This is a genomic window from Alteromonas sp. RW2A1 (assembly GCF_001886475.1).
Lineage (GTDB): Bacteria > Pseudomonadota > Gammaproteobacteria > Enterobacterales > Alteromonadaceae > Alteromonas > Alteromonas hispanica.
Genome location: NZ_CP018031.1, coordinates 1,843,983 through 1,858,289, shown reverse-complemented (window position 1 = coordinate 1,858,289; position 14,307 = coordinate 1,843,983). Strand labels below are relative to the sequence as shown.

Annotated in this window: 14 protein-coding genes; 11 read left to right on the top strand and 3 right to left on the bottom strand. The window is 43.6% G+C overall.

Features of this window, described 5'->3' with window-relative positions; translation table 11 throughout:
* Positions 1-19: 19 nt before the first annotated feature.
* Both BM528_RS08385 and yciH read right to left on the bottom strand, forming a co-directional pair.
* Positions 20-820 carry a response regulator gene (locus BM528_RS08385; protein WP_071979494.1) on the bottom strand — a complete coding sequence of 267 codons (801 nt, stop codon included), beginning with the start codon at positions 818-820 and terminating at the stop codon, positions 20-22.
* A 50-nt stretch (positions 821-870) separates the two neighbouring features.
* Complete coding sequence (yciH, locus tag BM528_RS08380) at positions 871-1,203, bottom strand: stress response translation initiation inhibitor YciH (RefSeq protein WP_071979493.1); 333 nt, start codon at positions 1,201-1,203, stop codon at positions 871-873.
* Positions 1,204-1,428: 225 nt separating this feature from the next.
* On the opposite strand from yciH, the gene BM528_RS08375 reads away from it, so the two are divergent.
* The 8 genes from BM528_RS08375 (at position 1,429) to BM528_RS08340 (ending at position 10,448) form a co-directional block, all read left to right on the top strand.
* The gene (locus tag BM528_RS08375) at positions 1,429-1,734 is read left to right on the top strand and encodes an STAS domain-containing protein (RefSeq protein WP_071979492.1); all 306 of its coding nucleotides are present in this window, start codon (positions 1,429-1,431) and stop codon (positions 1,732-1,734) included.
* Positions 1,735-1,860: 126 nt separating this feature from the next.
* Positions 1,861-3,582: a fused response regulator/phosphatase gene (locus BM528_RS08370; protein ID WP_071979491.1), complete on the top strand. Its 1,722-nt coding sequence runs from the start codon at positions 1,861-1,863 to the stop codon at positions 3,580-3,582.
* A gap of 96 nt (positions 3,583-3,678) precedes the next feature.
* On the top strand, positions 3,679-4,128 hold the full coding sequence (locus tag BM528_RS08365; protein WP_071979490.1) for a tellurite resistance TerB family protein: 450 nt from the start codon (positions 3,679-3,681) through the stop codon (positions 4,126-4,128).
* 180 nt (positions 4,129-4,308) lie between these two features.
* Positions 4,309-6,387 (top strand): putative bifunctional diguanylate cyclase/phosphodiesterase, encoded by a 2,079-nt coding sequence (locus BM528_RS08360; protein WP_232230611.1) that lies wholly within the window; start codon positions 4,309-4,311, stop codon positions 6,385-6,387.
* Positions 6,388-6,669: 282 nt separating this feature from the next.
* Complete coding sequence (locus BM528_RS08355) at positions 6,670-6,969, top strand: calcium-binding protein (RefSeq protein ID WP_232230610.1); 300 nt, start codon at positions 6,670-6,672, stop codon at positions 6,967-6,969.
* A gap of 93 nt (positions 6,970-7,062) precedes the next feature.
* Positions 7,063-8,469, top strand: coding sequence for a sensor histidine kinase (locus BM528_RS08350; RefSeq protein ID WP_083595374.1), 1,407 nt, complete (start codon positions 7,063-7,065; stop codon positions 8,467-8,469).
* Between the two features lie 57 nt (positions 8,470-8,526).
* Complete coding sequence (locus BM528_RS08345; RefSeq protein WP_071979488.1) at positions 8,527-9,111, top strand: hypothetical protein; 585 nt, start codon at positions 8,527-8,529, stop codon at positions 9,109-9,111.
* Positions 9,108-10,448 carry a sigma 54-interacting transcriptional regulator gene (locus BM528_RS08340; protein WP_071979487.1) on the top strand — a complete coding sequence of 447 codons (1,341 nt, stop codon included), beginning with the start codon at positions 9,108-9,110 and terminating at the stop codon, positions 10,446-10,448. The genes BM528_RS08345 and BM528_RS08340 overlap by 4 nt, the downstream gene beginning before the upstream one ends.
* Positions 10,449-10,483: 35 nt before the next feature.
* On the opposite strand, the gene BM528_RS08335 is transcribed toward BM528_RS08340, so the two are convergent.
* The gene (locus tag BM528_RS08335; RefSeq protein WP_232230609.1) at positions 10,484-11,395 is read right to left on the bottom strand and encodes a DUF72 domain-containing protein; all 912 of its coding nucleotides are present in this window, start codon (positions 11,393-11,395) and stop codon (positions 10,484-10,486) included.
* Positions 11,396-11,582: 187 nt separating this feature from the next.
* Between BM528_RS08335 and aspS the strand changes: the two genes are divergently transcribed.
* From aspS to ruvC, 3 genes are read left to right on the top strand one after another with little or no spacing between them, the layout of a single operon-like run.
* Positions 11,583-13,343 (top strand): aspartate--tRNA ligase, encoded by a 1,761-nt coding sequence (aspS, locus tag BM528_RS08330; RefSeq protein ID WP_071981227.1) that lies wholly within the window; start codon positions 11,583-11,585, stop codon positions 13,341-13,343.
* A 3-nt stretch (positions 13,344-13,346) separates the two neighbouring features.
* Positions 13,347-13,787, top strand: a complete 441-nt coding sequence (gene nudB / locus BM528_RS08325; RefSeq protein ID WP_071979486.1) for a dihydroneopterin triphosphate diphosphatase — start codon at positions 13,347-13,349, stop codon at positions 13,785-13,787.
* Entirely contained in the window at positions 13,787-14,305 is a 519-nt protein-coding gene (gene ruvC, locus BM528_RS08320; RefSeq protein ID WP_071979485.1) for a crossover junction endodeoxyribonuclease RuvC, read from the top strand. The genes nudB and ruvC overlap by 1 nt, the downstream gene beginning before the upstream one ends.
* The last annotated feature ends 2 nt before the right edge of the window (positions 14,306-14,307 follow it).

The window sequence follows — 14,307 nt, the reverse complement described above, 5'->3', positions numbered from 1 at the left end:
CCTCTAGTTGCTTAGTTCCCTAGTTGCTTAGCAGCGCAGAAAGCATTTGTCTTACTTCGTTGGGTTCAAATGGTTTATCACAAAGAGCATTTACACCGGTTTGTTGAATGTTTGCCATGTGCATGCTGTCAGCAGACTCCGAGGTAACCATGATAATAGGAATATGCGTTGTTTCTGGGTTAAAACGAATGAACTCAGAAAGCTCTCGGCCATCCATTTCAGGCATGTTGTAGTCGGTAACTACTAAATCAAATGCTTCATCTTTTATCAGCGTTAGCGCCATCGCACCATTTTCAGCTTCTTTGATACGTTTTAGTCCCATGCCCTCAAGCACTCGACGAATGTGGTTGCGTGCTAATTTGCTGTCATCCACCAACAATACGCGAACATCATGTACATCGAAGAGTTCTAAATCCAGTTCGTCGTGATTAATGAGGTCTAAGCTAGCATTCAGCGCACGTGATAGATGAAGAGGCTCGAAAGGCTTTGGAAGTATTGCTGCTACACCTGCTTGCTTGAATTCCTCAAGTTTGCTCATGCGGTTTTCACTGGATACCAACATGAAGGGAATCGATGTAAACTCATCGCTTTCCTTAATAAACTTGAGAAGATCAAGTGCGGTTCCGTCTTCAAAATACATTGAGCTTACTACCAGATCTGCCCCGTGAGCACGGATAGCAGATTTCGCTTCGCCGAAGGTACTGACAGGGTCAATTTCCTTAACACTTTCTTTGAGCAACAGCGTTGTGATTATCTTCCTCTGCGTATCAGAGGGCTCGACTAAAATAATATGTAAATCAGAAATTGACAGCTTTTCCATTTCAGACTCTTTTTGTTATATGTTGATGAAAAAGAAGGGGGATACCTAACTTATCCGCCTGCAAGTTTTACCTTATGGCCTTTCTCTTCTAGCAAGCTGCGAAGCTTCTCTCTGTCATCAGTTTGCACTTCGATAACACCTTCTTTAACCGAACCACCGCAACCGCATTTTTTCTTTAATTCTGACCCAAGCTTTTTTAGGTCAGCGGGAGGCATGTCTAGCCCTTTCACAAGTGACACACCTTTTCCCTTTCGCCCTTTGGTTTCGCGGTGAATGCGAACAATACCGTCATCTGACACCGATCTAGAAGGGGCTTTTTGCTCAGGTTTTACTTTACCACTCTCTGTACTATAGACCAAAAGAGCATCTTGCCAATCTTGCATATCTGCCTCTATTTTCTAATTTTGCCTTTATATTTTTCAAAAATCTGCCAAGCTGACATTTGCGTCTTATCAGTTAAGACGAGCCAACACTAATGATTTAATCAGGTTTCTAGCTACTATCATTAAACTATTATAGAAGAACGCTATCTCTTTCCAATGAGTTTAAGAATAGCAAACTTGACGGGAAATGATGAAGCATTTCCAACTGTATTTTAGGGAGACACAATGGCAATTACGACAGAATATCGTCAGCAAAATGAAGTCTTGGTCATAAAGACAGGGGAGAAATTCGATTTTAGCAAAGTCGAAGATTTTAGAAGTGCGTACGGTAGTGTAAACCCCGATACACGACATATTGCTGTCGACCTATCAAATACCGAGTACATGGATAGTTCTGCCCTAGGCATGCTTTTAAACATGCAGAAATCTCTCAAGCAGAATAATTATACTTATAGTATTGAGAACACACGTCCACAGGTAGCGAAAATCTTGCAAATTTCCCGTTTCGATAAAAAGTTTGAGCTTCGTTAAAAGGGCTATGCAGCGCGCTATCACTAATAGTGCTGTGTAAGTGGGAGCAACTAAATAAGCGCGAGTAAACCCGTGTCCCCAAAAAAAAGCAGTTAATAAAAAAGCTTTGTTGCTTTGGAATAGGTTATGAAAATACTCATTGTAGACGACGAGTCTATTAACCGAATTTTGCTCGTAAACTTGTTGGAAAACGCTGGGTACACTGATTGTATTGAGGCTGCAAATGGTGCCGAGGCAATCGATAAATACAAACGTGAGCAACCTGATCTCGTATTACTTGATGTGGTGATGCCTGATATGAGCGGATTTGATGTCGTAAAGCATCTTCGTTCTCATGCCACTGAACATTATTTGCCCATTTTGTTTATTACAGCGCTCGACGATAAAGAAAGCTTAGTAAAATGCTTAGACGTTGGTGGAAATGACTTTGCAACAAAGCCTTTCGATAAACACATTCTTATCGCCAAAATTCGCGCTCATCTTCAAATAAGAGCGCTGAGTTTGCGTATTGAGCAGCAAAACAAAGCCCTATTGTTATTCAATCAGCGCGTGGCAAGAGAGCATGCCATTGTTGAGCACATTTTTAGCAATGCGATTGTTAACGATCCTAAAGTACTATCGTATTTTGATTATTGCATCAAGCCGGCACAAAGCTTCAATGGCGATGTGTTTTTGTGTGAGGCCAGCCCGAGTGGCGGTATTTATTTTGTCGTTGGAGACTTCACGGGCCACGGCTTGGCTTCAGCTGTTGGTGCACTGCCTGTGACTAGAGCATTTCAAGAATTATCACAGCAGGGAGTATCGGTATCTGAGCTTGCCAAAGAGCTCAATCACATACTGTTAAAATTCCTTCCCCACGATATGTTTATGGCTGCTGTAGTGGGCGAAATAGATGCATCAGGCACGCGAGTCACTCTGTGGCAGGGAGGCATGCCCGCAGTAATATGCAACACATCGCAGGCGAATAAAGAATCAGCTTTCATAGGGGGGGCAAGATTCGAGGAAGTCGGTATGCCCGAAGGGTTAAGGCAGATACCCGCTCGGCATATGGCGCTAGGAATACTCGAGAATGAAGAGTTTGATACTCAATGCGATACGATAAGCCTGAGCCGAGGAACACAACTCATTGTTGTAAGCGATGGGCTTATCGAAGTTGCTAACGGGACTAACCACATGCTCATGGAAGAAGGTTTGGTAGATATTATTCATTCAATGAAGCGTGAGAATCAGACGGTTACGGCAGAGGGGTTGTATCAGAAAGTACTCAATTACAGTGTCAGCAAGACCTTTGACGACGATATATCAGCGGTTATCTTTGCATCACGGCCCATCGAATTAGTGCCCAAGGATTACTCAGGTATTGCTTTGCAGTCTTTACATGAGATTGCCCTTTCTGCTGAACATTTAAAACAACCAGACGTGCTGCAGCGCGTGCTTCAAATAGCAGGGCAGTGTGAGGGTATCCAAAATGTTCGCTCTATACTCTACACGGTAATATCTGAGTTATTTAATAACGCGTTAGAGCACGGTGTTTTGCTATTAGACTCTAAGCTTAAAAGCACTAGCGAAGGCTTTCATACCTACTATCAACTGCGAGAAAAGTTGCTGAATCAACTCAGTGACGCCAGCATCACTATCACAATTGAAGCATTGCCCAATCAGCATAAAATTCGTATTACGGTTAAAGACAGTGGGCGTGGATTTAGCTGGGATAACCTCAAAAGTGTAAACGATGACGAATCTTACGGAAGAGGACTGGCCCTTGTTCAAGCCATGTGCGAGCAGATGTGGTTTGAAGACAAGGGCAGTAAAGTCATCTGTACTATAGATACTAAGGGCACTCCCTAGCTCTTGTTAGCGTCAAAATAGCGCAATTAAACGATTTCCGCTGTTTTTGAGTAACAGATACTATTAAATGGAGATAACCAACACACGGAAAATATTATGCTGAAACGATTTCTTACTCTTTTTGAAGACGCTAAAAAAGAAGAGCAGCCCAAGTATTCACTCGAACTTGCCACTGCCGCATTGCTAAGCGAAATAGTTAACGCCGACAATGAGGTAACCGATGAGGAGCGCAAGGCCTATCATCAGCAGCTCAAAAAGCACGTTAACCTTGATGAAGAGGCGCTTTCATTGCTACTTGAAGAGGGAGAGGAAACCTCTGAGAACGCTATCGATGTTGTGCAGTTTACCAAGGTCGTCAACGCTCACTGTAGTGCCGATGAAAAAGCCAACATTATTCGTAGTCTTTGGGCTATTGCCTATGCAGACAGCACATTAGCACCTCTTGAAGAAAGTACCATTCGGCAAATTGCTGACTTACTGTACGTTCCCCACAGCCAATTTATTAAAACAAAACTCGATGTGAAGCAGCAAAACAGCAGCGACTAGTTGCAAAGGCTAATATGCAAAGCTTGATATGCAAAGGTTAATAAGCAAGATTAGGCGAGTTATGGCTTTTAAGGCGGGGTGAAAAAGAGTTGTTATTTAACCTCGTCCTCACATATTATTCTCCACCTTAAGCGGGTAACATAAGCCGCTGTTTTTTATAATCGATAATCGAATTAAGGTGTGGTTTTGTTTAAGTCAGTTAAGGTAACCATCGGAGCGGTAATAGCAGTATCAATGCTAGTGCTCGCTCTTGCCGTATTTGTGGTTAACAAACTTGAACATGATGCACTTTTAAAAGAAGTTGTTGAGAGTAACACCAGTGCTTTGGGCACAAGCCTTGCGTCGCAGTTGAGCGTTTTTGCGGATACAGGCTCAAAAAACGTCGATAAATACGAATTGCTTTTTAAAGCCGTGAGAGACTACGACTATCTTATCTCCGTTACACTTTACGATACTAACTTCGAAGAGATTACATCAGTTTCGCTAAAACCGGCGTCTGAATATGTCAGCACCCGAGCGGTTATACCACAAGATGTTCCTTTCGGTATTACCTCTTCAAATGACGGCATAATTACCTCGCATAATCTTGTCGGCACAAGCACATATCCGCTTGGTCATGTAATCATTCACGCCGACGCACAGGCTGCTGCTCCCGTTCACAGTGCGAGAAAGTTAGTTCGTCAAGCGTCCTTGATTTTGGCTATAGGTTTGCTTTGTGTTGGCGCATGCTTGCTAGTTATTTGCCACCTTATAAAGCCTTTGTCTGAACTGCGACTATTTACTCAAAATTTGTTTGAGACAAAAGATTATGCATTGCGCACGTCTATTGCCACACAAAATGAGTTTGGAAAGTTAGGCGACAACATTAACAGCCTGCTCGATACAATTGAGGTAGAGCTATTAATAAACTTTGAGCAAAAACAAACGCTGTTCGATCAGCAAGAAACTATGGCTAGATTAGCCAATTACGACAGTTTGACTGGTCTACCAAACAGACAATACGTACTTGATAACCTAAGACTAGAGCTAGCGCGGGCAAAGCGAAACGACGAAGACATGATGCTCTTGTTTTTCGACTTAGACGGTTTTAAAGGTATAAACGACTCTCTTGGTCATGAGACTGGCGATTTAATTTTGATAGAAGTGGCGGACAGAGTTCAGCGTTTGCTTCGCAATGATGATTTATTCGCCCGTTTAGGGGGAGATGAGTTTATTGTTTTCCCCGACAGAGAAGTGACTGACCACGCAGCACAGCAATTAGCAGTGAGGCTACTATCTGCTTTCGATGAACCTTTCGAGATGCGCGGACTTTCTCTTACCGTTGGCCTAAGTGTTGGTGTTGCAAAAGCGAGTGATGCTAATTACGAGCTGAGTGATTTAATGAGTAATGCCGACTTAGCCATGTATCGTTCGAAGGCAAAAGGGCGAGGAAGTTACACGCTTTTCACTCCCAATATGGTGGAGTCGCACAAACGCAAGCTGCAAATTGCAAACGGTATCGAGCAAGGTTTACGTGAAGACGAGTTCATTGTTTACTACCAGGTTAAAGTAGACAACCAGGGCCATGTTATTGGTGCAGAGGCGCTTATTCGTTGGCAGCACCCTGAGTTCGGCATGGTTATGCCAAATGAATTCATTCCAATTGCCGAACAAGGCGGAAAAATAACAGCGATAACCCAATGGATTATTAAGCATGTATGCATGGATTTCCCTGACATAAAGCAGTGGGCACCCAAAAATTTCAAAGTATCGGTTAATTTATCTGGGCACGATTTAAGAAACGCGCAGCTTTTTGATTACATATACAACACGCTCAATCTATACGACGTAAACCCCGAAAATATGGAATTTGAAGTAACAGAAAGTGCTTACCTTGAAAACTTCGAGCTTTCTAATAAGTTCTTCAGAAGAATGAGTAACATGGGGTGTTCTATTGCACTTGATGATTTTGGCACCGGGTATTCTTCGCTGAGTTACCTTACCCAGATCACTATTGATACGCTCAAAGTCGACAGACAATTTGTCATGGAACTTCAAACGTCTGAACGCAGCAGGCTTGTAACAGGAGCTATTATCGATTTGGCGAAACGTCTCTCACTGACGGTATGTGCCGAGGGTATTGAAAATTTTGAACAGTGGGACTATCTGCGACAGCATGGCTGTGACAATGTTCAGGGTTATATGTTTAGTAAACCAGTGCCTTTAAAGACTCTGCTTAGCTCTGCGCCCTTCTATGAAGAAAGTCAATTTAGGTCCTAATTCAGACACCAAAAAATACCGACACCCATGAAGTGTTTCCTTTCTGCGACACCTTAATTATCCTTGTACACCCTAATTTTTATTAAAGTACTGATAAATAGTGTTATTCCCATCTTTTAAGTAGGTTGGCGCGAATTTAGCATTGTCCTTTGTTGTGAACTCGACCAAAACTTTTTAGTCGTTGATGTTGTTGCAATTTCTTTTTAGCAGACAAGACTGAGCTAAGTGAATTGTGAAAAGTTGGGTCAAACGGATGTAATTTTAGTCAATTACGAGGGATTTATGATGAAGAATTCAAAGAAGTTAGTTACCGGTCTTTTTACGTGTATATTGATTCAAGTACTGTCGATAGGTTCAGCTACTGCGTCGCCTGCCAATATGTTAATGCAAGAACTCGATAAAGATGAGGATGGCTTTATCTCGCTAAAAGAAGCGGTTCAACACATAGAACTATTGCGTAATTTCGGGCTTATCGATGATGACGAGGACGGAAAGTTAACGGAACAAGAACTTGCTATGAGCTCACTTACTCCTCGAGTTACCAGCGGTGCTAGCAAAGTCGCGGTAGCGCAAGAAAATTAGCTCAGCGTGTACCAGCGTTAAGCAAAACTGAAAATATTGATGACATGTAGAGAGGATAAAGTTCTGGTTAAAAAATTTTCCTTAAGCGAACGTATAGTTCAGCTAGGCTCTCTACGGCAGTTAACGCTGGGAAGTTTCGTACTCGCCCTTATCCCGCTTATTGCGTTACTTTGGCAAAGTCAGAGCGATCTGGCAAAAGTGGGTCAGATGACGACACTTGAAACTCGATTTGTTGTTGAAATTGTGGGCGACGTACAGCGTCTCGATAATGCAGTTGTCGATGTTGAACGCAGCATAAGACAATACTCCGTGCTAAAGAGTGAGCGAGTGGCGACGCTATCAGACAATGCGTTAGAGCAATTTGCAGTGGCTGCCGACAACTTGTGCCAGGGATTGGGTGATGGTGAAATATGCAGCTTCTTAACCACTCAAATTGATCAGTTAGCGGGTTATCGCGACATTGAAGATCAGCTTCTTTTAAATGCCTATTTAGCCACTATCAAAGACAGTGTTACTCAACTTCGTCGGGAAGTAGAAACTGTGATCTCCGAGCGAGTTCAGCTCCAGCAAAACGACCTAAACGCGATGCAAGCAAAGCAGGCGTGGTCTACCGCAATGCTGGTCAGTGTCTCACTACTGTTAATACTTTTGGGCAGTCAACTCATTGTTAATCCGGTAAACAATCTTAAAAAAATCATTCGTATTTTGGCTCATAGTAAGGGGCAGCTACCGCCATTAACTCGACATGCGCCAAGAGAATTACTGGATGTTGAAAAAGATCTTCATTGGCTGTACGACCGTCTCCAACAGCTTGAGCATATTCGCACTGCGCTGTTGCGACATGCCGCACACGAATTGAAAACTCCATTAGCGAGTATTAAGGAAGGGTGTAGTCTACTATCTGAAAATGTTGTGGGTGATTTAAATGATAATCAGCGAGAAGTGCTGTCGTTATTAAGCAGCAGCACGCAAAGGCTCAATACGCTGGTTGAAAAATTACTAGACTACAATTTGTTGCTCCAGCAAGCCCAGCCAAAATTAATTCAATACAAACCAAAGCTGCTTATCGATGCATGTATTGAAGACTATGCGTTAGCCATTCAAAATCGGGATGTTATTGTAGATGTTCAGGTAGAAGAAGTTATTTTAGACGAAGAGTTGTTTCGTCGAATTCTCGATAACCTTGTATCTAATGCAGTGGCTCACGGTGCCGTGGGCAAGCCGATATATGTCAGTGTGTATATACGAAACGAGATACTTTTCCTTGATGTAGCAAATCACGGTAATCCAATTAAACCAGAGTCAATCGACACTATGTTTGAACCTTTTATTCGAGGTACCGAACCACGTAACGATAATGTCATTGGTACTGGCTTAGGATTGTCCATTGTTGCCGATTGCGCGCGACTTATGCATGGCGATGTGCAAGTAGTAGAGGTAGACTATGCGGATGTTTGCTTTCGGGTAGCCATTGCCCAGAATGAAACTCGCCCAGCTTGACAACGTGACAGTGTGACAGTGTCGCAGTGCAATAACTGCGCAACAGGAAAAATAAAAATGAGATTAAGTTGTTTCTTTATCGCCGTGTTCTTTCTAGTCGGTTGTGAGAGTTTATCCAGCTCGAAAAAGCAGTTGCCTGACGCTTCCGGAGAAGGGCATTCACAGACGTTAAGTAAAAGGTTTTGCTTGTATGAGACTGCGCCAAAAGGATTTAAACACAACTGTGATGCGAGGTATTGGGTAAACCTTTGGATAAGGGCATCAGATCAATCATGGCCTCAGAGAAAAGAGATCTTAACAGCGTTAACGGATAGCGAGTTTGATAAGTTGCACGCCTACATTCTTACGCTTCCAAACGATACTCCTTACCAAGACAAGCTAAGAGCACAGCTTGCAGTTAACGATGTTTTAGAGGGTTTTAAGCCGGTTAGCAGAAAGGCCATCGACGTTATTGCGTCAGAGCAAAACAATTTACTAATGCAGTTTGAGTCAGCGCTAGTGGTTTTGGAAAAAGAAAACACCTCCCGCGGTGAAAAGTTAATTGAGCTACAAAATGAGCTCGACGGATTGCGTAAGAAATTAGAAGAACTATTACAGATAGAAGCGACATTAATGGATAAAAATAGGAGTACGCAGCAATGAGTGACAAGGCGAACAACCACCCTGACTTATTGTTGGTCGATGATGATAAAAGCCTACTTAGGTTGCTAACTATTCGTTTAGAAGGCGAGGGCTATAATGTTACAGCCGTTGAAGACGGACAGTCTGCATTAAAAAAACTACAAAATAGCAGTTTTGATGTGGTTCTCAGCGATTTGCGTATGCCAGGGCTCGATGGGTTAAGTTTATTCGAAGAAATAATGGCCATACGACAAGATATTCCCGTTATTTTGATGACTGCACACGGCACTATTGCAGATGCCATAGAGGCCACTCAGCGTGGCGTATTCGGATTTTTGCCAAAGCCAGTGGAACATGAAGAACTGCGTGCACTTTTGCAAAAAGCGCTCAATCAGTCACAGGCGGTTAAACCGGGAGACTGGGCGAAAGAAATTATTACTCGCTCTCCAGAGATGCTCAATGTGCTAGACCAAGCTTTTCGAATAGCGAAGCGCGAAGTATCTGTGCTTATCAGTGGCGCAAGTGGAACGGGTAAAGAGCTTCTTGCAAACGCTATTCACAAGGCAAGCGATCGCAGTGAAAAGCCTTTTGTTGCTATTAACTGTGGCGCATTGCCAGAGAATCTTTTGGAATCCGAGCTATTTGGGCATGCAAAAGGGGCGTTCACCGGTGCGGTAACTGCACATCCTGGCCTGTTTAAGGAAGCTGATGGCGGTACCTTGTTTTTAGATGAGATTGGCGATATGCCAATGACACTGCAAGTTAAGCTACTGCGTGCGCTTCAAGAACGGCAAATTCGCCCTGTTGGCAGTAGTAAACAAGTCGATATTGATGTGCGAATCATCTCAGCAACGCATAAAGATTTGCACAAAGAAATGGAAGCGGGAACATTTAGAGAAGATCTTTACTATCGCTTAAACGTGGTGAACTTAAAACTTCCTTCACTAAAAGCGAGAAGTGAAGACATACCTCTTCTTGCGCGCACGCTGTTGCAAAAGAGTGCTCAGCGACACGGTGTGGAAGTCAGTCAGTTTTCAGATGATGCCATGCAGCAGTTAGCTACATCGTCTTGGCCGGGCAATGTACGTCAATTAGTTAACGTGGTTGAGCAATGTGTCGCGCTAACCCAAACCCCAGTAATACCGCTACACCTCGTTGAGCAAGCATTATCTGCAACAAGGCAAAGTTGGCCAACACTGACCGAAGCTAGAGATGCTTTTGAACAGCAGTATCTTTTCAAACTATTAAAAATGACTGATGGTAACGTGACACGTGCGGCTGACCTTGCGGGGAGAAATCGCACTGATATGCATAAATTAATGAAAAAGCATGAATTGGATGCTGCTGATTTTCGCTAACGTATCCCGCTCATCAATTGTATCCAGCTCATCAATTAAAATAAGCTGTCTTGCTGAGGGTTCTTCGCAAGTGAAAGTGCCCGGATAGGCGTACCAGGAAATGCGTCGTTATACATGCTGATAAATAAAGATGCTAACCAAGGCGCATCTTTATTGTCTGGGCGGTGACAGAAGAAATATGGCGTTTTCCCTTCAAAGCGCCACTGGTGCACTTTTTTTACCCACGGACGAAGGCAGGCGGTATTGTCGTCGTCATTATCGTTGCCAACAAAGCGCACTATTGGCTTTTCGCCAGTGGCAATAACGTTCACAGGCACTTTGGGTTTTTTAATTCTTACTTCTCTTACTATTTCGCTAGTTTCCGGGCCAGTAAAAAGCGCTCTTGTATCCATAATAATACGATTAGCATTGTGAGCAATCAGCAGTTGATTTAACGCTTTCTCTTCATCTGTTTTAGCAAAAAACTGCAGATGTCTTACTTCAACGGCTACATGCAGATCGTTGGGAAGCAGGCTCAGAAAATTATCGAGTACAGCAAGTTTTGCGGGACCAAAACTCGCGGGAAGTTGAACCATCATTACGCCAAGTTTTTGCTTTAGTGGCGCCAATAATGAAAGCTGCTGCTTTACCTCGTCCTCACAGTGTTGCAGTTGATTAACATGAGTAATTTGCTGATTAAATTTAAACGTAAACGAAAAGTCTTCGCCAACCGAGTCTGCCCACCGTTCTACAGCGTTAATATCAGGTAGAGAGTAAAAAGTAGTGTTACCTTCAACGGTGTTACATTCTTTTGCATAATGAATAAGCTGACTTTGTGCCTTGGGAAAAGATGCAAACCATGAGCTTGGCCAGTGACTGTGTTGCCACATGGGTAAGCCAATAAAAACGGGCGGCAGGCTTTTTGAATTTCCGCCCGTATTCAATACGGGATTGTTCATATTTGTCATTGGGCTTTACGGCGCATTTGTTTATACTATGCGACCTTATTCTAATACATCAGTGTAATGATTACGCTGGGCTTTATTGCCTACTTGATTGCCTGTTTATAGCAGTGCTGAAGTAGAGCAAACAAAAAGTGCCACAAAGTGCGTAAATCGTCACGTTAAGCAAGAAAAATATCAGGGGTCAACGACCATGCGCACAGATTACTGTGGGAACATCGATTCAACTTACATTGGGCAAGAAGTCACACTATGTGGCTGGGTTAACAAACGTCGCGATTTAGGTGGCGTAATTTTTATTGACCTTCGTGATAGAGAAGGGATTGTACAGGTTGTTTTCGACCCGGACCTACCAGAAGTCCTCTCTGTTGCCAACACGCTACGCGGCGAATTTTGTGTGAAGCTTATCGGTAAAGTTCGCGCTCGGCCAGAAGGTCAAATAAATAAAGAAATGCGCACTGGCGAGATAGAAATATTAGGTACTGGCTTAGAAGTGATTAATAAGTCAGACGTGCTCCCCCTAGATTGGAACCAAGAAAACTCGGAAGAGCAGCGCCTGCGCTACCGTTACCTTGATTTGCGTCGCCCAGTTATGAGCCAGCGCTTACAATTTAGAGCAAAAGTGACAGGTGCCGTTAGACGCTTTTTAGAAGACGAAGGCTTTTTAGATATTGAAACGCCAATTTTGACCAAAGCGACGCCAGAAGGCGCAAGAGATTATTTAGTTCCTAGCCGTACCCACAAAGGCGAGTTTTTTGCACTTCCTCAGTCGCCTCAGTTATTTAAACAGTTGCTGATGATGTCGGGAATGGATCGTTACTATCAAATCGTTAAGTGTTTCAGAGATGAAGATTTGCGTGCTGATCGTCAGCCAGAGTTCACTCAAATCGATATCGAAACCACCTTTTTAGATGCATCCGGTGTTATGGACATTACCGAGCGTATGATCCGCAGCTTATTTAATAAAATGCTGGGTGTAGATTTAGGTGAATTTCCTAAAATGACCTACGCAGAAGCAATGAAACGTTTTGGCAGCGACAAACCCGATTTGCGTAATCCGCTAGAGTTAACCGACGTGGCTGATTTACTGCAACACGTAGAGTTTAAAGTGTTTAGCGGTCCAGCAACGGATCCAAAAGGCCGTGTTAGTGCTATTCGTGTTCCAGGTGGGGCTAAACTTTCGCGTAAACAAATAGATGAATACACCAAGTTCGTGGGCATTTACGGTGCTAAAGGGTTGGCGTGGATTAAAGTGAATGAACTTTCACCGAGTCAAGAAGGGTTGCAGTCACCGGTTCTTAAATTTTTAAGTGAAGATATCACTGACGCCATTATTGAACGCACTGGCGCACAGGCAGGGGATATTCTTCTATTTGGTGCCGACACCTACAATGTAGTCACTGAAGCAATGGGCGCACTTCGTTTGAAATTAGGCGAAGATTTTGAATTATTAGAAGGCGATTGGAAACCGCTTTGGGTAGTCGACTTCCCTATGTTCGAAGAGTTCGATGGACAGCTTCACGCAATTCATCATCCGTTTACGGCACCAAGAGGTCTTACGCCTGAAGAGTTAAAGGCCAACCCAGTAGACGCATTATCAGATGCATACGACATGGTGCTAAACGGTGTAGAGTTAGGCGGTGGTTCAGTTCGTATCCATAACGAAGATATGCAATCTACGGTATTTAATATTTTGGGTATTGATGACGAAGAAGCTAAAAACAAGTTTGGCTTTTTGCTTGATGCCCTTCGCTTTGGTGCGCCTCCTCACGCTGGTTTAGCGTTTGGCTTAGATCGTCTCGTTATGTTAATGACGGGCGCTACGTCAATTCGTGACGTAATGGCGTTTCCGAAGACAACGACTGCTGCGTGCCCACTTACTTCGGCACCAAGCCCGGCTAATCCTCAGCAGCTTGAAGATTTAGCCATTGCAACGGTGAAGAAGCAATCATAAATCATGGCATATAAAAAGCCTGAATCAGCGCTGGTGGTGTTATACGACGAACACCACCGAGTGCTGTTGTTGCAACGCATGGACGACGCTTCGTTTTGGCAGTCTGTCACGGGTGCGTTGGAAGAGGGTGAATTACCTATCGAAACCGCCTATAGAGAGGTGTTCGAGGAGACAGGTATTGATGCAAAATCGCTAGGTTTACGCATTAATAACCACCACAAACAAAATAAATACATTATCCGCAAACGATGGCAACATCGTTATCCCCCTGGTACCGAGCATAATATCGAGCACGTCTTTTCTTTGAAAGTCAGTAGTAATACGCCAATTAGTTTAACCGAACACCTTCAGTATGAATGGGTGTCAAAGGAAGAGGCTCTTCAACGGCTTTGGTCGCCGTCAAACAGAGAGGCGGTATCATTGTTTGTACCGAATGCTTCTTAATGGTTATACTGGGTATAGATCCAGGTTCTAGGATCACAGGCTACGGTTTAATTGCGCGAAAGCAGGGTAAATTGGTCTATGTAGCAAGTGGATGTATTCGAGTTGGCACAACAGATTTACCTTCTCGACTTGCCAATATTTTTACCGGCGTGGGCGATATTATTCGCCAGTATGATCCTTCGCAGTTTGCCATAGAGCAGGTTTTTATGGCCAAAAATCCAGACTCTGCGTTAAAGCTTGGGCAAGCGCGGGGTGCTGCTATTGTTGCTGCAACACAGTCTCAACTGCCTGTCGCTGAATATAGCGCAAGGCAGATAAAGCAGGCCGTGGTGGGGAAGGGCAACGCAGATAAAACGCAGGTTCAGCACATGGTAAAACATTTGCTGAACTTAAGCGGTACTCCCCAGGCTGACGCAGCAGACGCCCTTGCCGTGGCGTTGTGCCATGCCAATACTGAGCAAAGTCTTATTAATATGGCAGGGCAAGCGCGCAAAACAGTGCGCGGCCGATTGCGATAACC